A 22,093-nucleotide genomic window follows, 5' to 3' on the forward strand; every position below is an offset into this window, starting at 1 on the left:
CTTCTAACCTAACTTTTTCTTGTATTAACAGCCCGTAAATAACTTGTTAACGGACTGTTAGTACGTGATAAAGTATATTAAAATATTTCAGGGTGAGGTTGACCACCAGGCACTTTATAAACTTAGTTAGGGGGCAAACGACATTATGTATATGTTTATAGCATTAGAAGGTTCAATTGAACTAGGGTTATTATATGTGCTAATGGCACTTGGTGTATATATTTCTTTTCGAATTTTAGATTTTCCTGATCTAACTGTAGACGGGAGTTTTACAACAGGAGCTGCTGTATCTGCTGTAATGATTACACACGGGTATGCTCCACTATTAGCCACATTATCTGGCTTTTTAGCAGGTGCTGTGGCAGGTACGATAACAGGTTTACTTCACACAAAAGGGAAAATTAATAATCTGCTTTCTGGAATTGTGATGATGATTGCACTTTACTCTATTAATTTAAGAATAATGGGAAAACCGAATACACCTTTATTTGGTGAAAATACGGTATTTAGTGTAATTCCAGAGGATTATTTTTTAGTGATTGTTCCAGTTGTAATTATTATTTTAAAACTGCTTGTAGATGCATTTCTTCATACAGATATCGGCTTTGCATTGAGAGCTACTGGTGATAATCAGAGAATGATTCGTAGTTTTGGTGTGAATACAGATTTTACTATTATTTTAGGAATTGCTTTATCCAATGGACTTGTCGCTATGTCAGGGGCTTTAGTAGCTCAATATCAAGGATTTGCAGATATTTCTATGGGTGTAGGTATGATTGTTATCGGGCTTGCTTCTGTTATTATTGGAGAAGCAATCTTTGGACATAAAACGGTATTTAGAGCTACGTTAGCTGTATTATTAGGTGCCATTGTTTATCGTATGGTGATTGCATTAGCATTACAGCTGAATATGAATGCAGAGGATTTAAAATTAATTACAGCTCTAATTGTCGTTGCTGCACTCATTTTGCCTAAAATACAAAAGAGTTTAGGTCAAAAAAGAAAAATTTTAGAAAGAATTCGAGAAGTAAACAATAAAGTAGAAAATAATGGGAGGGATATAAATGCTTAAGATCAATCATGTAACAAAATTGTTTAATGCAAATACGGTTGATGAAAAGCTGGCATTATCAAATGTGAATTTATCTCTCGCCCCTTCTGATTTTGTAACTGTCATCGGTAGTAACGGTGCTGGAAAGTCAACTTTAATGAATGTAATATCAGGGGTTTTAAAGCCAGATGATGGAAATGTAATCATAGATGATGTTGAGGTAAACAAACTTCATGAATACCAAAGAAGCCAATGGATTGCAAGAGTCTTCCAAGATCCAATGGCGGGAACATCTCCTAATATGACTATTGCTGAAAATTTATCTATAGCATACTTGAGAGGGTATAAACGTACTTTGAATTGGGGGTTAAATAAAAAGAAAAAGCACTTTTTTAAAGAGCAGCTAGAAAGGTTAGGTATCGGATTAGAAAACCGTTTAAATGCAAAAGTTGGTCTATTATCTGGTGGGGAAAGGCAAGCTTTGAGTTTACTCATGGCTACTTTTACAAAACCTAAAATATTACTATTAGATGAACATACAGCCGCGTTAGACCCATCTCGAGCGGAATTAATTTCAAATTTAACTGAAAAAGTGGTTAGAGAGTTTAATCTAACAACATTAATGGTCACACATAATATGGCTCAAGCAATTCAATTGGGGAATCGTTTGATCATGATGGACAAGGGCCAGGTTATTATGGACATCCCACCTAGTAAAAAGCAGGGACTCACAGTAGAAGATTTACTTCATGAATTTACAGCAATTAAAGGTGAGGAATTAAATGATGATCGAGTAATACTAGGATAAAATAAAAGCTGATAACATATTATAAATTTATATCCCTATAGTTAAAATACTAGTAGGGATTCTTTTTTTTATTGTATTTCAATATTTTTTGTTAGGAGATGAATATATGAAGCAACCTCAAGTATATATCACTAAAAAAATACCAAGAGAAGTCATAGAACCACTAGAGAAAATGGCTACGGTGAAAATGTGGGATGCAGAAAATGAAAAGGTACCTGTACAAATTTTAAAAACAGAGGCTGCAAAATCAACAGCTATATTTACAACTCTAGATGACATCATTGACCAGTCTATCATTGAGAATTCTCCACAATTAAAAGTAATTGCTAACATGGCTGTAGGGTACGACAACATAGATATTTCAACAGCTACAAAACATAGTATCTTTGTATGTAATACACCAGATATATTAAATGATACTACTGCAGATTTAGCTTTTGCCTTATTAATGTCAACTGCTAGACGAATTGTAGAAGGTTATCATTTTGTTATGGATGGTTGTTGGAAGAATTGGGGACCTTTATTAATGGTTGGTAGAGATATTCATCATAAAACTCTTGGAATAGTTGGAATGGGACGGATTGGAGAAAAAGTAGCAAAAAGAGCTAGCGGATTTGATATGGAAGTGTTGTATCATAATCGATCAAGAAGAGAAAGTGTAGAGAAAGCTTTAAATACAACATATTGTTCTTTTGATGAATTGTTAGAAAAAGCTGATTTTATTGTTAACTTACTTCCTTTAACAGATGATACAAAAAATAAGTTTAATGAAATTGCTTTTTCAAAGATGAAAAACTCGGCAATTTTTATTAATGTGGGACGAGGCATGTCCGTTGTAGAAGAAGATTTGGTTCAAGCATTACAGAAAGGGGAAATAGCAGGTGCTGGATTAGACGTATTTAGAGAAGAACCAATATCCAATCAGCATCCTTTACTAAAATTTAATCAGGTTGTGGTTGTTCCTCATATAGGAAGTGCTACCATTGAAACTAGAACTAAAATGATGGAATTAACGGTTCATAACATTGTAAATGTTCTACAAGGAAAGTACCCTAAAGCTTATGTTAATAAGAAAGTTAAAATATATTAAACGCTGCATCAAATTAATGAATTTGGACTGCGATTACTTTAAATTCATAACTTTCCAGCCTACTGTAATATAACCTGCAAATTCAAACTTACCAATACTTGAGGTATTCAGAATTGATTACTCCAATTACACTGAAATTTAGGTCTAGGTCTTTATGAATTTGAATTTCCTTAACACCTCTACAGAATTTTCCCTTATTTGGAGAAAGACTACGTTTAAAATTGAATTTGATTTCAAAAGTCTGATCATTTGGTTGATGTAATAAACGACTGTAGCATCGTGGTAATTTTAATAATAATGGTTTAATTTGTTGATATGAATTTTCTATATATTCTTGGAAATTTATTCCCTCTTCAATAATTTTTTTTTACCTTGCTATATCATCTTTCAATAACTGATGTGAATAATTACGATATATTTGATTTTTTCATATATTCTTTTACTTTCATATATTCTCCTCTTTCAGTTCAATTTAAGAATGATACTAAAATTCCCACTTAAATAAAAAAATGAGAAATTTTTAAAAAAGGGGTTCTCTTTTTGTTCCATCTGTTATATAATACAATTAAATTTATTAAACTGTACTATAACAAATGGTTGAGAGGGTGAATTTTTCTTATGAATACTGCTATATCAGGGATTGAGGTTCTTAGTGAAGTAAATGAAAAGTTTGAAGAAGTCTTAACAGACGGATCATTGCAATTTATTTTAAAATTAGAACGACAATTTAGGAAAAAAAGAAAAGAATTGTTATACAACAGAACTTTACGTCAACAGAGAATAGATGAAGGTGAAATGCCTGAATTTATAATGGAGACAGAACATATTCGTACTGGTGATTGGACGATTGATCCTTTACCTAAAGATCTTCAAGATAGAAGAGTAGAAATTACAGGTCCAGTTGATCGCAAAATGATTATTAATGCATTGAATTCAGGAGCAAAGGTATTTATGGCAGATTTTGAAGATGCAAACTCACCCAAATGGGAAAATTGTATGGAGGGTCAAATAAATCTTCGTGATGCAGTAAATAGAACGATTACATTCGAAAACGCGAATGGAAAAAAATATAGTTTAAATGAACAAATAGCTGTACTAATCGTTCGTCCTAGAGGATGGCATTTAGAAGAGAAACATATCATTGTGGATGGAGAACCAGCATCAGCAAGTTTAGTAGATTTTGGTTTATACTTTTATCATAATGTTAAAAAGTGTATTGAAAACGGAAGTGGCCCTTATTATTATTTGCCTAAGTTAGAAAATCATCTAGAGGCAAGACTCTGGAATGAGGTATTTGTCTATGCTCAAAATGAGTTGCAAATTCCGCAAGGAACGATAAAAGCAACAGTACTTATTGAAACGATATTAGCTTCCTTTGAAATGAACGAGATTTTATATGAATTAAGAGAACACTCAGCAGGATTAAATTGCGGACGATGGGATTATATTTTTAGCTATATAAAAAAATTCAGAAATCATGATGAAATGATTTTACCAGATCGTTCTGAAGTAACGATGACGGTACCCTTTATGAGAGCCTACTCACAATTAGTAATTCAGACATGTCACCGAAGAAATGCACCAGCAATCGGAGGGATGGCTGCTCAAATTCCAATAAAAAATAATCCAAAGGCAAATGAAGAAGCGTTCCAAAAAGTAAGAGCAGATAAAGAAAGAGAAGCTTTAGATGGTCATGATGGAACCTGGGTTGCCCATCCTGGATTGGTTCCTGTTGCATTAGAAATGTTTGATAAAATCATGTCGAATGCAAATCAGATACACAGAAAACGAGATGATATTAAAGTAACAGCGCAGGATTTACTTGCTGTTCCAGAAGGAAAGATTACAGAGGCTGGTGTACGTACCAATATTAATGTTGGTATTCAATATATTGAATCCTGGCTTTCAGGTCAAGGTGCTGCCCCTATTCACAATTTGATGGAAGATGCAGCAACTGCTGAAATTTCACGAGCACAGTTATGGCAGTGGATTAGACATCCAAAAGGTATTCTCGATGATGGAAGAAAATTAACTTTGGAACTTGTTCAGCAATTACAAGAAGAGGAGTTGGATAAAATTAAAGCTGAGCGAGGTGTTGATAGATTTGAAAATAGTTTTATAAAGGAAGCTGTACAACTATTTAATCAATTAATTGAAAATAATGAATTTACTGACTTCTTAACGTTACCTGGTTATGAAAATTTATAAAGAAATAATTTTATATATAAAATAAAAAAACAAATTGGAGGAATTAGAAATGATGAAAAGAATACAAAATTTAGAATTAAGTTGGCAAATTGATGAACGTTGGAATGATATAACAAGACCATATACAGCAGAAGAGGTAATCAAATTACGTGGGTCTATGGATGTTGAATACACATTAGCAAAAGAAGGGTCAAAAAAACTTTGGAAATTAATGCAGTCTGAAAGTTATGTTAATGCATTAGGAGCATTAACAGGAAATCAAGCTGTTCAACAAGTGAAAGCAGGGTTAAAAGCGATATATTTAAGTGGATGGCAGGTCGCAGCAGATGCTAATTTAGCTGGACAAATGTATCCTGATCAAAGTTTATACCCAGCAAATAGTGTACCTCATGTGGTAAAAAGAATTAATCAAGCTTTACAGCGTGCAGACCAAATAAGTCATTTAGAAGAGGATAATAGTATAGATTGGTTCGCACCCATTGTTGCAGATGCTGAAGCAGGTTTTGGAGGTCAGTTAAATGTATTTGAATTAATGAAAGGAATGATTGAAGCAGGTGCTTCTGGTGTGCATTTTGAGGATCAGCTTTCATCAGAAAAAAAATGTGGTCATTTAGGTGGTAAAGTATTATTGCCTACACAAACGGCTGTACGTAATTTAATCTCAGCTAGACTAGCAGCAGATGTAATGGGGGTTCCAACAATCTTAATTGCGAGAACAGATGCTGATGCTGCAGATATGATAACAAGTGATATTGATGATGCTGACAAACCATTTATTACAGGTGAGCGAACATCAGAAGGATTCTTTAAAACAAAACCGGGATTGGAACAGGCGATAGCAAGAGGTCTATCTTATGCACCTTATGCAGATCTAATATGGTGTGAAACTTCCACTCCAGACCTAGATCAGGCGAAACGATTCGCAGATGCTATCCATGAAAAATATCCAAATAAATTACTTGCATATAACTGCTCCCCATCTTTTAATTGGAAAGCAAAGCTTGATGATGCTACCATTGCAAAGTTTCAGCAGGAATTAGGGAAAATGGGATATAAGTTCCAATTTGTAACACTAGCAGGTTTCCATGCATTAAATCACAGTATGTTTGAACTTGCAAAAGGATACAAAGAAAACGGTATGGCTGCTTATTCCAAACTGCAGCAAGCAGAATTTGCGAACGAACAATATGGTTATACAGCAACTAAACATCAAAGAGAAGTAGGGACAGGATATTTTGATGAAGTATCACAAGTGATTTCTGGTGGTACATCATCTACTACAGCATTAAAAGGATCAACTGAGGAAGCTCAATTTCATAGTGCGTAAACAGTTGGTACATTCATTGAATTGAAAATCTAAACGTTAAAAATGCTTTTCCAATACTGGGGAAGCATTTTTTAATATGTATAACTTTGTGATGTAAAAAATTGTGGTTATGAAAAATGATATTAGCGGATTTTTAATTCTATTGGACATCCATCCAGTCCATTCATTCATAAGTATCATATGATAAAGTATATCAGTATATAAAAACTAATGAAATTTTAATAGAAACGGGGGAGATGAACGTGGAGAAAGAAGATATTGAACGCATGGCAAAATTGGAAGCTGAGCTCAAATCAATACGTGACGTAGTTGTTAAAATGGATACTAAGCTAGATACTTGGAATAAGAGTTTTGTTCCAAGACCAGAACTTAATGAAATGTTCAAAGCAAGAGATAAAGAAATTGATGATTTGAACTCACAAATTGATGATTTACGCCAGGATAAAAGAAACAATAAGTCCATTGTTCCAGCATGGGCAGGCGTTGTAGTAGCTTTTGGAGCGATGATCGTTACAATTGTTGGAATTCTAATCCTCCGCTAAACGAGTTTACTCATAACCTTTCCGATATGATCATGAATAACATAATTCGCCATAGAATCATAGGGGGTTGGTGCTTTATTAATTAGAATAAAGTAATCCCCTCTATAATATTCAATTAATCCAGCAGCCGGGTATACACTAAGTGAAGTCCCTCCAACGATGAGGATCTCGGCTTTTGAAATAAAGTCTACAGCACTATCAAGAATATCTTCGTCTAATCTTTCCTCATATAAAACAACGTCGGGTTTAATAATCCCTTCACATTGTTCACATCTAGGAATAGTTTCTTCATTATTTAATATTTTATCTAGTCCATAGAACATATCACAATCTATACAAAAGTTTCGATGCACAGAACCGTGTAATTCTAGAACGATATGACTTCCAGCATGCTGATGTAGCCCATCAATGTTCTGTGTGATTATTGCTTTAATTTTTCCTTGCTGTTCTAAACGTGCTAGAGACTGATGAGCTAAATTAGGCTGAGCATTTTCATGAATCAAATGCTTTCTATAAAATGAATAGAATTCTTCTGGGTATTTTTTGAAAAAACTAGAACTTACAATCTCTTCAACTGAACGTCCTTGTTGAAACAAACCTTTATTGGATTTAAAGTCAGGGATGTTGCTTTCCGTAGATACACCTGCCCCACCCAAAAAAACAATATTAGAACTTCGTTTAATAATGGATCGAACTCGTTCTATTGTATTTATCCCATTGCTCATGGTAACACCCTCCCTAGTTGAGTTGATCATTCATTTGATTGATTTTAACATTAATTATATGAAGAAAAGATCTTTATTTTACCAAAATTAAAAAAATTAGATACATTCATATCATTATCAATATGTATAGATTCTAAAAATCCCCTATTTCATAAACAGGGGATGAAGTCAGTAGAAATTTTTTACTTAATTTTAAACTAAAATTTATCTTGATCAGACAGTTTATTTATTAATAGAATATTGTAAATCTGCATCGAATGTACCTGTACAGAAATCTGTTGTAACTGGACCAGTACATGTCAAGTCAACTAATACTAAGTTATTTACCTCGATATTGATAGATGATTGAGCCAATACTGTGTAAGGGACTGCGGCGTTTCCATTTTCAGTCACATTAACGTCCATGGTACAATCCGTACTTGTATTTACTATCGTAATTATGCCTTTTGGAAGTTGTGAAGATGTTGTTGATATTTCTGTTGTGAATAATGTAGCAACAGTAGCATCATCACAAGGATTACGAATTGGGGTACATCTTTTAATTAAAATTAGTTGTTTTGGAATTAACTCAATACCTGCACACGATATAGGGCAACAAACGTCACTTTTAGAACTATAACAACTCATTGTAAAAACAACTCCTAATGTTTATATTGTATTTAAGGTGTTATTGAAACCCCTTATGTTTTAATATATGTGATTGAGGTACTTGCTGTCTGTGCGAATCTACTGATTGAAATGCACATTTTCATATATAATCAGAGTGTTATACAGGATTACAGAAAATAATAATCTACTTATTAGAATAATTTAATGCCCTTTTTTTTGACAACTTGCACAACCTGGACAATGATGACAAATCGTGGTCAGAGCCTGATTGCTTTCTGATATTTGATTACAGCTAAATCTCACGATTGCTACATTGGTGACAAAACATTTACCTGCTGTAACTCTAACTCTGAATTGAACTGTGGTTGTTTCTCCAGCTACAAGATCCCCTAACTGTATTCCAGCGTTTGGATCAGCTCCTGGCTGTAAAACCCCATTAATAGTTACACTATTTTCAATAAAGTCACTCCCTATAGGTTCTACATCAGTTAATATTATATTGGTTGCTATTGAAGGACCTGGATTAGTAATTTCAATTGTGTAGGTTAAAATATCTCCTTTTTTAGCAAGAAATATATCTACACTTTTTTCTACGTTTAATACGCTATCTAGTTGATCAATTTGCAATCCTAGCGCATTAGGCATATAGGCATCTTGTGTAGATGTGAAACGAAAAACGCCGGAATTCTGATTGTTTACTAGTGCACTTGAAGCATCTACATTTGCTATATCCCATCCTTGACGCCCAGCACTTATATTCATTCCTGGGGTTCCAGGCACCTGATTGCTAGATCCATAAGTACCAGATGTATCTACCGCTCCTGTATCATCCTCAATTTGTGATCCAAAAAAGTTCATTGCGGGATTGTTTGCTCCAAATAAATTAACTAAAGTCCCTACATTTGGACCAAACAGACATTGATCTCCTGAAATATTAGCGTCTCCTTCTCCAGCACTTATTAGTGCTCTAGCAGAGACCATTCCAGCGGTAGGAGTAGTAAAACCAGATACAGCTACATCAATGATTGGATTTGTGCTTGCGTTTACTATTCCTTGTGCACCTACAAAAAGGGTCATATTACGAAAAGGAAAAGAAGTAAAATTTTCATATATAACTGCTAGTGTCCAACCAGCATGATTTGTATTATTTGTAGAAGCAATTAACGGATCTAATAAACCAGGAACTTGACCAACAGCATATTGACCTGCGCCAAAGTTCTGTACCATATTTGTTACATCTGCTGATCGCATATAAAAACCTCGAAGATTAACGCTTGCATTTAAAAAAAAGGGATCAACTGCTAGAAGAGGGTCAAAAGTGGGTTCATTTGCTGTTAGAGGGTCAGGTGTAATTGAAAAAACACTTCCACCTGGTACAGTAAATAGAACATCGTTATTAATTAAACTAGTGATATCTTCATCTCTTGATAAATAGTTTCCCCCCCAGATTAATTCTGCATAAAGTACCGTACTCCCCGCTGGAATTACTAAATTTGCTGCAGAACTATTTATATCAATAGAAAGTGTTGTAGTTGCACCAGGTGGGACTGGATCTATAGGAAAGGCATCTACCATAGGCTGACTAGTATCTAATGTAATAAAAGCTCCGATACTTCCTGCTGTACCGGCTGCATTCATATTTGTTTCTTGGCTTAAACCCAAGGTATTTCCAGTAAAAGTCATCGCACCACAAGTATTTGTTGTAAATCGATTTATGAACATGTTATTTCACTCCTATCTCATCGATTATTCTTACTTTTTAGTTTCTAGTAAAGTGAGTGCTTGTTTATTTAATATAATATATTCCTATAAATCTCTATTGCTACTAAAATACAGGGCAATTCCCATGCGTCATTCGCCAATTTTTTAACAAATGTGCGATTGTCCTAAATCAAATAAGTGATAAGCATAATAGTATGGTACATAATAACCAATTCAGTCATCTAGGAGGTGATTGCTTTGAGTAGAATGAGGAAAAATAATTGTAGTGTAAACGTCAATGTTCACTGCTCTACAAAATCTACTCGTAAAAAACGAAAGTGTAGAAAAAAATGCAAAAAAAAACCAAGTAAAAGAACCTTACAGATCAGTCGTTGTATTCCTATCAACAAAGCCTGTGACGATATTATGCCTACACCTATTTTTGTAGGAGAAAAAACAAGTGGAATATCATTGCCTTCAGGTGCCATTACGATTGTGAATACAAGCGATACATGTACGATGCAAGTAGCAATTGAAATTTTATACTCCATGACACCTCTAATTACAGAAATTGAACCAAGATCATCCTTTACAACTACATTAGCGGATATCATACGAGTGGATATAGTATGCATGGGCTCTAATACAGACAACTGTACAGGTACTGTTCAACTTGATTTTGTTTTCACAGTTTGTACTAAACTTGATCGGGAAAAAGTAAATCATGATATAAGAAGGCACTCATTTTACGATACAGAAATTAGGTCTATAAAAACTAAAAATAGGGATCGTATAGAGACGTTTGAACCAACTGCAACTGAAAATATTCAACTACAAGGACGACGTAATACTAAAGTTAACGATGTAAGATTTTCTAAGGAAATGAGTAAAATAGTTGATAAACTTGATTATCAGTTGAAAAATTTAGACAAAACAATAAATAGAAGAGATGAACTTTTTTTAACAGTTTTGAAGGAAATGAATGAGAATCAAAAGGCTCTAAATTTATCTATATCAAAAAAAATAAAACAAGAGAATATAGAAACTACTAATAAATATCCAAAGAAATTAGTAACAAAAGCTAAAGAAACTATAGATTCTGAAGAAAAATTAAAGACAGAAGTTATTGAAGAAACCTCAATGAAAAAACCAACAAGAAATAAGAAGAAAAGATGGTGGCAGAAATTATTTAGAATATCTTCATTTAATAAAGCAAATTGATAATTATATATATTGAGGAGATAAAAACAAGAATATAGGGGAAAAGTAGTCTTGACATTACTGGCTACTTCTTTTTTTAGGAACAATAAATTCAATAGCAAAACCTCCATTGCTGACACGATTTCTTTCTGTTAAAATTTGAAGGAAAGCTTTAAGAGAGGATACAACAAAATATGAAACTAGTTACTTTTAACCCCCTGAGAACGATAGGTATTCCTAATATTTCCTATATAAAACCACTAAATATGTATAAGGATATTGAAAAAATTAAAGAGGCGGATTTTCTGTTATTTCCTGAATACTGGCAGGTGAATTCTCTAGTTTATGGTTTGAAAAAAAAGATTTTCCCTAGCATTGAGTCTTACCATTTAGGTCATAACAAAATTGAGATGACTCGTGTATTGAAGGCCATTTGCCCTGAACAGATCCCATATACAGAAATATTAAGTAACTCAGATGAAAATAGACGTTATATAATGGAAACCTTTCCTCTTCCATTTGTTGCTAAAGAAATTAAAAACTCAATGGGGCAAGGTGTGTTTTTGATACGGAATGAACAAGATTTACAGAAATACGCAGAGAAAGTAGATGTTTTATACATACAAGAATACATACCTAATGATCGAGATTTACGAATTTGTGTGATTGGGAACGAAGTTGTGACTGCTTATTGGAGAGTGGTGGAAACTGGCGGTTTTCATCATAATGTAGCACAAGGTGGAATGGTATTGTATGACAATATACCAGATGAAACAATTCAACTAGTATTAGACGTGTCTCAGAAACTTGGGATTAATCATGCTGGTTTTGATGTGATTTTCGATAATGAAAAACCATATATTTTAGAATTTAATATTTTATTTGGAAATCAAGGCATCCAAAAACATAAAGTTTCCCTTGAACAAAAAATATTTGATTTTATTATGGAGAAATTATAAAAAAACATAAAAAGCTGAGGTATTAAAAATAATATGAATATTGAAAAAGCAATTCAACTACGAAAAGAGGGTAAAAATGAAGAGTCCAATGGCATATTAATGCAGTTGGTTGTGTTGCATCCCAATGATGCTACAATAAACTATCAGGTAGCATGGAGTTTTGATGTGATGGGGAAAGAGAGAGAAGCGGTACCTTATTATGAAAAGGCCATTGCTCTAGGATTGTCTAAAGAAGAATTAGAGGATGCATACCTTGGTTTAGGAAGTACATACAGAACACTAGGTGAATATGAAAAGTCCAAATATCTTTTTCAAAAAGCAATAGAAGAATTCCCAAATAATAATGCGTTAAAAGTGTTTTATAGTATGACTTTGTATAACTTAAACGAACATCATAAAGCCATGGAAATTCTTCTGAAAAATATAACAGAAACTACAAATGATCATAAAATTGGTGAGTATAAAAGGGCTATTGATTTTTATTCTGATAAACTAGATAGAGTTTGGCATTAATAAGTTATATATCTACCATGTTTTTTAAGTTTAAGCTTTTAAATCACGTTTTTCCAAATCACGCACGGTGTCACTTTTTTCTACTTTTTTTTCATTTTTGTACGTGTTAAATAACACGTCAAATGTGGGGTGAGTGACGCCAAACCAATACTGTTCATTTTTATAATGATGCCATAAATGCATTCGTTTCATAAATTTCCCCCAAGGAGTAATGGGTGTGATTGGGCGATGTGCAACATAATGTGACCATTCATAATATAATAAATAAAATAGGACTCCAGTAGTAAATGCAATCGCTATCAATAGTTCAAATGTGATAAGAAATACAATGATCCCAGCAGTTATAAAAATAGGAAAGCTATACCATACAGGAAGGAATAATAAGTTCAAATCATTTGGATGAGCATGGTGGTGATAATGTATGCGCTTCATTAAGTTTAAAAGAAAGTTTTTTCGGGGGGGTTTCATATGAAACAAAAATCGATGTATCAAATATTCAGTGATGGCATATCCAATAATCCCAAGAAGCATAGCTATCCACAATCTACCGTTTGTTAAATTAAGCACTGTGATGAGGAGTAAGGTAAGAAAAGTAATAGAAGTAATCTGAATGTCTCTGATACTAAAAAACTCTTTAATATATTTCATCATATTAACCTCCAACTTTTTTTATTAACCATAACTGGCAATTCCTTTGAGGCTCGATCATTTTGATTTTCTAAGTAGTTGAAAATAAGATGAGAGAAATTTAATCACATTTTTTCTTTTTCCATACCAGCTCGTTATAAAATTTTTAAAATGAGGTAGTTTTCCTTCATAGGGAAACCAGTTCACTTCAGATTTTTTGATGCCCCTATCAACCATTATTGATTTTTGATGACAAAAAATTTGTAAACCAACCTGCGCGTGATACCTTCCTATACCACTATCTTTTATGCCGCCAAAAGGTAGATATGGATTTGCAATGGTTATAATGACATCATTAACTACAACACTCCCAGCAGCTAATCTCCCTGCTACTCTTTTGGCTTTATTTAGATCTTTACTCCAAACACTGGCACTGAGTCCATAACGAGTGTCATTTGCCAACTGAATCACTTCCGCTTCATTTTCAAACGGAATGACATTAATTACTGGACCAAAGGTTTCTTCTTGTATGGCTTCCATTTCGTGGTTAACATTAGTTAATATTACCGGTTCAATTCTCATCCCTTTTTGCTCATGTAGTGTAGAACGGTTTCCGCTAAAGATTTTAGCCCCTTTTGAAACAGCAGAAGTAACATGATTTTGTACAACTTGAAGTTGGTTCTCAAATGTCATTGACCCTAAGTCAGCATCATCTGAGGGTTCTGTTTTTAATTTCTGAAGCTCATTTTTTAATTCTAAAATAAATGATTCATAAATTTTTTTTTCTACATAAATACGTTCAACAGACATACATACTTGACCGTAATTCGTTAATGATCCCCACAATGCACCTCTAACAGCTCGATCAAAATGAGCATCTTGGAACACAATCATAGGGTCTTTTCCTCCTAATTCTAAGGATGTTGGTATGAGGTGCTTTGCTGCTTCTTGTTGTATCATTTTTCCTGTTCGGTCTGAACCTGTAAAAAAGATATAATCAGGTTTTTCAGAGACTAGTTTCGCACCTAATTCTTTTCCTCCATGTGCCACTTGTATGACATGTTCTGGAAATCCTGCTTGTTCAAATAAACTTTCCATCCACTGTCCCACAAGTGGAGTAACTTCTGAAGGTTTAAGTATGACACAATTGCCTGCTAGCAGTGCATTTATGACTGGATTCATTGCAAGCTGGAAGGGGTAATTCCAAGGGGAGATGACTAAAACAACTCCTCGGGGATGATAAGAAGTGTAGGATTTTTTCCCAATAAGTGCAATAGGTGTTTTTGCTTTTTGTATTTTCAAAGTTTTTTCTGCATGTTTTTCTAGGTAGGCAATCGTATCTAATACAGTAAATAAATCTGCTGTAATCGCTTCTACTTTAGGTTTTCCCGCATCTTGATGTATGATATCAATACCCTCTTCTAATTGTTCAACGATAGTATGTTTTAATTTTGATATGTAATGCAAACGTTCTTTAATTGATTTATTTTGCCAAATATTAAATGCTTTTCTGGCTTGATCATACATAAGAGTCGTAGTATGGAGTGGAGTAGTATTCACAAAGCCAATCGTATCACCACTAATTGGGTTCATTACCTCTAATGCTTCCATCTTAGGTTCCTCCTATATTTAATTAATCTAATTATATTATAGTATACTCAAATAGTCATTTAGTTTTTCATGTTATTTTTATTCAACCATCGGTATAAAAATAATTTCTTATAATGACTATAAGTAGTTATTATTAGAAAATTTAGCTTGTTCACATTAAAATAATCATAAGGCTTAAGATTACAAAAATGGAAAAACTTAATATTTTATCGATTCAAAAATTTCCTAAGTAAAGGAGTAAAGAAAGATGAATTTAGCTAAATTTCCTAGAAGAAGATATACGCATTTTGATACACCGATTGAACCATTAAATAATTTATCAAAACACTTGGGTGGCCCTGCTATATTCATGAAGAGAGATGATTTACTTGGTCTTACTTCTGGTGGGAATAAAACAAGAAAACTTGAATTTTTAGTGGCAGATGCATTATTTAATGGAGCTGATACTTTAATTACATGTGGAGCGATTCAATCCAACCATTGTAGACTAACATTAGCAGCAGCTGTGAAGGAAGAGATGGGTTGTCATCTTGTGTTAGAAGAACATGTACCTAATACATACGATCCAGATGCTAGTGGCAACAATTTTTTATATAAACTGTTAGGAGTGGATCATGTTACTGTTGTACCTAAGGGATCTAATCTTCAAGAAGTCATGGAGGAAGTAAAAGAGAATCTTGAGCAACAGGGAAAAACACCTTATATTATCCCTGGGGGAGGTTCAAATGAAATCGGGACAACGGGGTATGTAGCTTGTGCAGAAGAAATTCAAAATCAATCTTTTCAAAAAGGGATACAAATTGACCATGTCATTACAGCTAGTGGTAGTGGAGGTACCCATGCTGGGCTTATTGCAGGTTTTTTTGGAACAAATAGTCAGATTCCAATTATAGGGATTAATGTAAGTCGAAATAAAGATGAACAGGAAACTTTGATTTATGACCTTGCTAAACAAGTTGCAAAACATGTTGGTATTCGAGAGGAACTTCCTAGAGATACGGTTGTTTGTTTTGATAATTATGTAGGACCTGGCTATTCCTTACCTACAGATGAAATGATTGAGGCAGTTCAATTAGTTGCCAGAACTGAGGGGATTTTACTTGACCCAGTATATTCAGGAAAGACAATGGCAGGAATGATTGATTTAATTAGACAAGGATATTTTAATTCAGATGATCAAATTCTTTTTGTTCATACTGGTGGTTCCCCTGCGCTTTATGCATATACTAAAACCGTTTTAAATGATTTTGTTGTACATAGTAGTTAGACCATAAATAAAAAACTCCAATTATATTGGACAGAAAGTCCAATCTATTTTGTTAAAGAAGTTCTTCTTTTGAAGGACTTTTTTTAATTTAAGAAGTTATAACGTTTTATGGAGTTTTTTCAATTGTATTAGAATAGGCAATCAAAGTTACCTCATCTCCTGATTTCTTTTTAATTTTGCTTTCTAATTGTTTTATTTCTTTAATCTGTTCATTACTTAATTGAGCAATCTGATATTCGTTTGAATTCATTTTATTATCTCCTCTGTTTTGTTTATAATTATGATAAGGTAAAAATAATACTTTAATGTAATTAAATTGGGGAACTAGGATTTGAACCTAGATAATGACTATCATTGTCATATACACCATGCCACTTGGCTATTCCCCAGCGATAAATATTATTTTTACACCAGTAAGTTTTTTTATACGTGTCTTATTTAGGCACTATTAATTTTGTTAAATTTTAGAGGAGGAATATAATGAAAATCATTTCAATAGAACCTACACCAAGTCCAAATTCTATGAAAATCAATATAGATGAGTCTCTTCCAACTGGGATACGAAAAACTTATACTTCAGAAAATAAAGAAAACGCACCTGAATTGATGAAACAAATACTAGATATAGAAGGAGTTATTTCCATTTTTCATACTGTGGATTTTTTGGCAGTTGATCGAGTACCAAACGCAGATTGGAAAAAAATATTAGAACAAGTAAAGGATATATTTGGAGAGGGACAAGCTATAAATGATTTTGATTCAATGAATCAAGGTTTTGGAGAAGTGAAAGTTTATGTACAAACTTTTCGAAAGATTCCTATGCAAATTAGAGTGAAATCCGAAATGGAAGAAGCTCGTGAAACCTTACCTGAAAGATTTACCAGTGCTGCTATTGAAGCAGGTTTAGCCTCTCCAAATTTAATAAAAGAAAGAAAGTTGGAGGAATGGGGAATTCGTTATGGAAAACCTAAAGAAATCGCTATGGAAGTATTAGATGAATTAGAAGCAACTTATAACGATGATAGAATAAAAGGGTTATTACAACAAGCACAACAGAAGAATGTTGATGATACCCCAATGATTATTGGTAAATTGACTTTAGAGGAAGCAAAAAAAGCATTGAATGACCCAGATTGGAGAAAAAGATTTGCTGCCTTAGATCAAATGGAACCTGCTGTTGAAATTCTCCCCATCATTTCAAAAACTTTAAAGGATTCTAAAGCCTCAATTAGACGTTTATCTGTTGTTTATTTAGGAGAAATTCAAAACGATAAGGTATTGCCTTTGTTGGTTGAAGCTTTAAATGATACGTCTGTTTCTGTAAGAAGAACAGCTGGTGATACAATTTCAGATATTGGAGACCCAAAAGCAATTGACCCCATGATAAAAGCATTAAAAGATGTAAATAAATTAGTTCGTTGGAGAGCAGCTCGTTTCTTGTATGAAGTAGGAAATGAAACAGCTATAGAAGCATTGGAAGAGGCTGAAAATGATTCAGAATTTGAAGTCAGTTTACAAGTGAAAATGGCTTTGGAAAGAATAAAAAGCGGTGAAGAAGCCGCTGGAACTGTTTGGCAACAGATGACAAAGAGTCGGAAATAAATACTAGCATAAATCTCTTCTTTCTGTAAAAAATATAAATGTAACAGCAATACCAATTTTTCAACTAAGGGGATGAGTTCAATGCAAAATAATCAAAATCAAGGAAACCGTGTTGAAATTGTAGCTGTAAGAAAAAATGGAGATGGAGATTTAACTGAATTTAAAACATCCGATGGAAGAACGTTAGGTTATCAACAAGCCTTGCAAGAAGTACAAAATGGGAATATTAGTGGAGTGAATGCATTTAAAGGGAGAGACGGTGAAACCTATTTACGTGGAGATGCGGATGGTGATCCAAGTAATAATTTAGATCAATTACCTATATTTTAATATATTGAAAAAGCCAGCTAACTATTAGCTGGCTTTTAGTTAATTTTTAAATGAATAATATTTAAATAATTGTATATTTTTTTTGTTGCTCTATAAATGACATACTCCCTGTTTTCTCAATAAACTCCTCCATATTATCGCCATAATGCATAAGTAAGATTTTATTTTGAATCTGTTCGGGAAGAGTTAAAAGTTGGCTCAAGCTAGCATGTACTTCGACTTTTCCAGGCTCCTCTAAACTGCAATCATGAAGAATGGTTTTGCAATGTCTTTCTTTATGAATTTGTGCAAGCAAGTCAGGATCAAATTGCATATCTGCGCTATAAAATATGTGATCATTAATAAATAATGAGTAACTTAATTTATTTGGAATATGCTTTGTTTGTATCATTTCTATATTTAAAGACGGAGTGATCATCGTATTTTCATTTTCAATTATCGGAATGACCTCAAAAAAATCTTCTAACTTATTTCCTCTTCCATCACTTAACCCTGCTTTTAAACTGTTTTCCCATAAAATAGGTAACAATTTAGAGCAAATAAAAAGTTTTGGTTTTATATTGTATAAGTATTTCGCTTGAAAGGCTAATTCCTCTAATCCACCTACGTGATCAGCATGCAAATGAGTAATTAATATCCCATCGATTTCTTGAACTGTTTTGTTTAATTGATGTAAAGCCATAGGGGCTGTGATGCCACAATCAATTAAAAGGGTAAAATCATCAGCGTAGACCAATGCATTGTTATTAAAGTATTTTTTTGAAAAAGCACTTCCCGTTCCAATCATTTGTATTTGTATGCTCATCATATGTCCCCTCCCCACTTATTTTTTCAATTTGTTTCTCCCGTAAAGGTTCATTTTATAAAGTTACCATAATAATATTTAAAATACAGAATTTTTTAAGTACATGAAAGTCCTTTTATTAGCATATATTAACATTGATAAAACAAACATATGTTCTATATAATAATTGATGAAAACACTTTAAGGTTGGATGAAAATGAAAGAATCAAATATCAATCGAATGATTCATGAATATATAGTATCATTGTATTTGTTAAAAGCAATGGATTTTGATAAAAAAGTAATTGAATTCATGAAGTTAAATCGCTTTTGGAATACATTTCTTGATCGATTACATAAAGTGGTGCTTCATGACCATATACGTATAAAAAAAAGAATAAAGCAGATTGGCTGTAAAATTATGATTGAAGAAGTTTTAAATAACAAAAATGTTCATGTCATGTATGTTTTTGAAGGTTATGAACATCATTGTGAGATTATGCCTGCCGTATTAAAAAGTAAATGTGAAGAAAAATTAGATGCTTTAATGATTAAATAATACATTCTACGGGAGTTGTTAACATATTGATTATAGTTATAAGTATTATTATTATATTCGTGTTGATAGGGTGTGTTTTCATTGCCATGTATGTAGGGTGGCAGTTAACTCACCCTAAAAAGCAACTCATCTTAGATTCTCCTCTAAGCTATGATCTTCATCATACAAATGTTGAGTTTAAAAGTAGAGATCAGATAACTAAACTAAAGGGATGGTTTATACCTAATCATTCAACTGAACCTGCCAAGATGACCATCATTTTTGTCCATGGTTATACAAAAAATAGGGAACAAGACAATTTTCCATTTTTATGTTTAGCTCAATCGGTAGTTAAAGCAGGTTATAATGTTCTTTTATTTGACTTAAGAAATTCTGGTGACTCTAGTGGGAGTTTAACTACATTAGGGCAATTTGAAAAGTATGATGTATTAGGAGCCATTGATTGGATACAACAAAATAAAAAAGGGAAAGTTGGATTGCTTGGTGTATCCATGGGCGCTTCTACTGCAATTCAAGCAGCGGCTAAAGAATCTTCTGTGACAGGAATAATAGCAGATAGTCCTTACCATGATCTGAAAACTTATTTAAGAACTAATTTAGCAACATGGTCTAATTTACCAAATTTTATATTCACACCTTTAATTATAAACTTATTAAGACCTCTAGTTAGGATTAAACCAGAGGAAGTTTCACCCATCAAATCTGTGGATGATGTTTATCCAAGACCTATTTTATTTATTCATAGTGAGGGCGATCAATCTATTTCTTATAAAGAAAGTGAAAAGATGTTTAATAAACACCCTGATAAGTTTGAATTTTGGAAAACGAAATGTGGAGTACATGTTCGTTCATTTCAACAATATCCAGAAGAATACACAAATAAAGTCATATCATTTTTTAATAAAATATCTGATTAATATAAATCTGATATTTTCTAAATCTTCTTTTAAAAAAATTTAGGTATTTACGCAACTCTTGTTTGATATGAGAGTATAACATTATTAAGAAGAAATTATTTGGAGGTTTGACAAGTATGAAATTCAAACGTACGTTTTTACTTATAATAGGTCTATCCGTTTTAGGGGCTGCAACTGTTGCTGCCGACAGTAAAATTAAACAATACAGCGGAAAGGAAATTTCTGTAGAAGTCAATGGGCAACTGTTATCCAAACCCGCTTTAAATATTGAAGGGACGACCATGTTGCCACTTCGAGATATAGCGAATAAACTTCACGCAATGGTTGAATATGACAAAGATACAGATACTGTTTCCATCTACAAGCCAAATGTCCAAGTATCATTATTAACCAGACTAAAAGATGGGTCATTAGGTACATTTGGAACAGTACCTAAAAACGATGAAAATGAGTTTTTTATCTTTACTCAAATTGATACTTTATTAAAAGATATAGATTCTCTAAAATATGAAATTGTTGATCCATTTGGTACTATTGTGCATAAATATACTGAGCCAGATTTGACTGAACAAAATGAAAATATGTGGTTGTACACTCCGAATATTAAGTTTACAGCTAAAATCACAGGCGAATATACTGTAAATGTTTATATGAAATTGTCTGCAAACAATGAGTTTTCTCTTGTAGGTCAAAAAGTATTTACTGCAGAATAAAGCAAATTGATTTCATTAACTGTTCATGGTACGATATGTGTGTACATACGTGATTTTTAGAAAAATACACAAAACACATAGTATGATGAACATCTACTAGAAAAGAGGTAAAAATGACGGAAGAATTAAGCCATCAAGATGATGAACAAAGTTTTATTATTACAGATGACCAAGGTAATGAATATGAAATGTCAATTGTTTATACATTTTCGGTAGTTGATGATCAATATGCTGTATTAATTGATAATAACAATCCAGAAGGTGATGGCGTTATTTTTAAACTGGTTGAAGAAGATGAAGAAACTTTTCTTGAACCCATTGAGAGTGATGAAGAATGGCAACGAGTTGTAACGATTTATGAGGAAATTGTTGCAGAAGAAAATAAAAAATCATAAATATAAAAACCGTTTAATGAACTGTTTATACTTCATTAAACGGTTTTTTATACATATTAAATGGCTAAATGAATATTTTCATATAGACTTTACTCTACTTACGTGGGTTAAAGTACATTTTACGTCCATTAAATAATTGAAGTTCAGCTTTGAATTTTTTTCCTAAATATTTACATAATTCATTACCTTTTGCTTTATCTCCATGGGTACAACCATCGGGTAAAACAACTTGTATGTATGATTGCTCATCATCATCTTGAGTCATATTGCCAACCCCTACAATAATATACTTATACAGATGATTGATTCCTTTAAGATAAAACCATTTTCCTTCAGAATCTGATTTTGTTTCAATTGTATAGGGAAATGCAGCCTCACCATAATCCCACCCCAATTGTTGACCCGTATTATTGACTTGTTCTTTATAAGTTAATAATTGCGCTTTTACTTCATCTAAGGTTATAGATGTTAGCGTTGATTTCTCTTTGAATTTTATGTATGCGCTTTGACTCAAATTAGACACCCGCCTTAATTTTATACCTAACTACAAGCTTT

The 22,093-nt window shown here is 32.9% G+C and carries 24 protein-coding genes; 16 read left to right on the forward strand and 8 right to left on the reverse strand.

Going from position 1 to position 22,093, the window contains the following annotated elements; all coding sequences use genetic code 11:
- Positions 1-151: 151 nt before the first annotated feature.
- The 6 genes from ERL59_RS08650 (at position 152) to ERL59_RS08675 (ending at position 7,026) form a co-directional block, all read left to right on the forward strand.
- Positions 152-1,072, forward strand: a complete 921-nt coding sequence (locus tag ERL59_RS08650) for an ABC transporter permease (RefSeq protein WP_160645847.1) — start codon at positions 152-154, stop codon at positions 1,070-1,072.
- Positions 1,065-1,859, forward strand: coding sequence for an ABC transporter ATP-binding protein (locus tag ERL59_RS08655; RefSeq protein ID WP_160645809.1), 795 nt, complete (start codon positions 1,065-1,067; stop codon positions 1,857-1,859). The genes ERL59_RS08650 and ERL59_RS08655 overlap by 8 nt, the downstream gene beginning before the upstream one ends.
- Before the next feature lie 106 nt (positions 1,860-1,965).
- A complete protein-coding gene (locus ERL59_RS08660; RefSeq protein WP_160645810.1) occupies positions 1,966-2,949 on the forward strand; it encodes a 2-hydroxyacid dehydrogenase in 984 nt (327 codons plus the stop codon).
- Between the two features lie 618 nt (positions 2,950-3,567).
- Positions 3,568-5,157, forward strand: coding sequence for a malate synthase A (gene aceB / locus ERL59_RS08665; RefSeq protein ID WP_160645811.1), 1,590 nt, complete (start codon positions 3,568-3,570; stop codon positions 5,155-5,157).
- 49 nt (positions 5,158-5,206) lie between these two features.
- Positions 5,207-6,484, forward strand: coding sequence for an isocitrate lyase (aceA, locus tag ERL59_RS08670; protein WP_160645812.1), 1,278 nt, complete (start codon positions 5,207-5,209; stop codon positions 6,482-6,484).
- 242 nt (positions 6,485-6,726) lie between these two features.
- On the forward strand, positions 6,727-7,026 hold the full coding sequence (locus tag ERL59_RS08675; protein WP_160645813.1) for a hypothetical protein: 300 nt from the start codon (positions 6,727-6,729) through the stop codon (positions 7,024-7,026).
- On the opposite strand, the gene ERL59_RS08680 is transcribed toward ERL59_RS08675, so the two are convergent.
- The 3 genes from ERL59_RS08680 to ERL59_RS08690 all read right to left on the reverse strand — a co-directional run bounded on the left by ERL59_RS08680 (position 7,023) and on the right by ERL59_RS08690 (position 10,082).
- Complete coding sequence (locus ERL59_RS08680; RefSeq protein ID WP_160645814.1) at positions 7,023-7,751, reverse strand: NAD-dependent protein deacylase; 729 nt, start codon at positions 7,749-7,751, stop codon at positions 7,023-7,025. The genes ERL59_RS08675 and ERL59_RS08680 overlap by 4 nt on opposite strands.
- 222 nt (positions 7,752-7,973) lie before the next feature.
- A complete protein-coding gene (locus ERL59_RS08685) occupies positions 7,974-8,378 on the reverse strand; it encodes an S-Ena type endospore appendage (protein ID WP_160645815.1) in 405 nt (134 codons plus the stop codon).
- 183 nt (positions 8,379-8,561) lie between these two features.
- Complete coding sequence (locus ERL59_RS08690) at positions 8,562-10,082, reverse strand: DUF11 domain-containing protein (protein ID WP_160645816.1); 1,521 nt, start codon at positions 10,080-10,082, stop codon at positions 8,562-8,564.
- A 237-nt stretch (positions 10,083-10,319) separates the two neighbouring features.
- Between ERL59_RS08690 and ERL59_RS08695 the strand changes: the two genes are divergently transcribed.
- The 3 genes from ERL59_RS08695 (at position 10,320) to ERL59_RS08705 (ending at position 12,733) form a co-directional block, all read left to right on the forward strand.
- Complete coding sequence (locus ERL59_RS08695) at positions 10,320-11,282, forward strand: S-Ena type endospore appendage (RefSeq protein ID WP_160645817.1); 963 nt, start codon at positions 10,320-10,322, stop codon at positions 11,280-11,282.
- Between the two features lie 173 nt (positions 11,283-11,455).
- Entirely contained in the window at positions 11,456-12,220 is a 765-nt protein-coding gene (locus ERL59_RS08700) for an ATP-grasp domain-containing protein (protein WP_160645818.1), read from the forward strand.
- 33 nt (positions 12,221-12,253) lie between these two features.
- On the forward strand, positions 12,254-12,733 hold the full coding sequence (locus tag ERL59_RS08705; RefSeq protein ID WP_160645819.1) for a tetratricopeptide repeat protein: 480 nt from the start codon (positions 12,254-12,256) through the stop codon (positions 12,731-12,733).
- 30 nt (positions 12,734-12,763) lie between these two features.
- On the opposite strand, the gene ERL59_RS08710 is transcribed toward ERL59_RS08705, so the two are convergent.
- Positions 12,764-13,384, reverse strand: coding sequence for a sterol desaturase family protein (locus ERL59_RS08710; protein WP_160645820.1), 621 nt, complete (start codon positions 13,382-13,384; stop codon positions 12,764-12,766).
- 54 nt (positions 13,385-13,438) lie between these two features.
- Positions 13,439-14,971, reverse strand: a complete 1,533-nt coding sequence (locus ERL59_RS08715; RefSeq protein WP_160645821.1) for an aldehyde dehydrogenase family protein — start codon at positions 14,969-14,971, stop codon at positions 13,439-13,441.
- A gap of 247 nt (positions 14,972-15,218) precedes the next feature.
- On the opposite strand from ERL59_RS08715, the gene cuyA reads away from it, so the two are divergent.
- Entirely contained in the window at positions 15,219-16,238 is a 1,020-nt protein-coding gene (gene cuyA, locus ERL59_RS08720) for a D-cysteate sulfo-lyase (RefSeq protein ID WP_160645822.1), read from the forward strand.
- A gap of 106 nt (positions 16,239-16,344) precedes the next feature.
- Here the strand turns inward: cuyA and ERL59_RS08725 are convergent, their stop codons facing one another.
- Positions 16,345-16,488 (reverse strand): hypothetical protein, encoded by a 144-nt coding sequence (locus ERL59_RS08725; protein ID WP_160645823.1) that lies wholly within the window; start codon positions 16,486-16,488, stop codon positions 16,345-16,347.
- Between the two features lie 230 nt (positions 16,489-16,718).
- On the opposite strand from ERL59_RS08725, the gene ERL59_RS08730 reads away from it, so the two are divergent.
- Together ERL59_RS08730 and ERL59_RS08735 are read left to right on the forward strand one after the other, a co-directional pair.
- Complete coding sequence (locus ERL59_RS08730) at positions 16,719-17,840, forward strand: conserved virulence factor C family protein (RefSeq protein WP_160645824.1); 1,122 nt, start codon at positions 16,719-16,721, stop codon at positions 17,838-17,840.
- A gap of 72 nt (positions 17,841-17,912) precedes the next feature.
- Entirely contained in the window at positions 17,913-18,170 is a 258-nt protein-coding gene (locus ERL59_RS08735; RefSeq protein WP_407925696.1) for a DUF3892 domain-containing protein, read from the forward strand.
- A gap of 61 nt (positions 18,171-18,231) precedes the next feature.
- On the opposite strand, the gene ERL59_RS08740 is transcribed toward ERL59_RS08735, so the two are convergent.
- Positions 18,232-18,975, reverse strand: a complete 744-nt coding sequence (locus ERL59_RS08740) for an MBL fold metallo-hydrolase (RefSeq protein ID WP_160645826.1) — start codon at positions 18,973-18,975, stop codon at positions 18,232-18,234.
- Positions 18,976-19,171: 196 nt separating this feature from the next.
- Between ERL59_RS08740 and ERL59_RS08745 the strand changes: the two genes are divergently transcribed.
- The 4 genes from ERL59_RS08745 (at position 19,172) to ERL59_RS08760 (ending at position 21,538) form a co-directional block, all read left to right on the forward strand.
- Complete coding sequence (locus ERL59_RS08745) at positions 19,172-19,513, forward strand: hypothetical protein (RefSeq protein WP_160645827.1); 342 nt, start codon at positions 19,172-19,174, stop codon at positions 19,511-19,513.
- Between the two features lie 26 nt (positions 19,514-19,539).
- On the forward strand, positions 19,540-20,430 hold the full coding sequence (locus ERL59_RS08750; RefSeq protein WP_160645828.1) for an alpha/beta hydrolase: 891 nt from the start codon (positions 19,540-19,542) through the stop codon (positions 20,428-20,430).
- Positions 20,431-20,546: 116 nt separating this feature from the next.
- Complete coding sequence (locus tag ERL59_RS08755; RefSeq protein ID WP_160645829.1) at positions 20,547-21,143, forward strand: stalk domain-containing protein; 597 nt, start codon at positions 20,547-20,549, stop codon at positions 21,141-21,143.
- A gap of 113 nt (positions 21,144-21,256) precedes the next feature.
- Positions 21,257-21,538 carry a DUF1292 domain-containing protein gene (locus ERL59_RS08760; RefSeq protein WP_160645830.1) on the forward strand — a complete coding sequence of 94 codons (282 nt, stop codon included), beginning with the start codon at positions 21,257-21,259 and terminating at the stop codon, positions 21,536-21,538.
- A 94-nt stretch (positions 21,539-21,632) separates the two neighbouring features.
- Here ERL59_RS08760 and ERL59_RS08765 read toward each other — a convergent pair whose 3' ends face one another.
- Positions 21,633-22,052 (reverse strand): DUF1885 family protein, encoded by a 420-nt coding sequence (locus ERL59_RS08765; protein ID WP_160645831.1) that lies wholly within the window; start codon positions 22,050-22,052, stop codon positions 21,633-21,635.
- Positions 22,053-22,093: the final 41 nt, after the last annotated feature.

The sequence above is a fragment of the Chengkuizengella marina genome (assembly GCF_009910845.1).
Classification (GTDB): domain Bacteria; phylum Bacillota; class Bacilli; order Paenibacillales; family KCTC-33759; genus Chengkuizengella; species Chengkuizengella marina.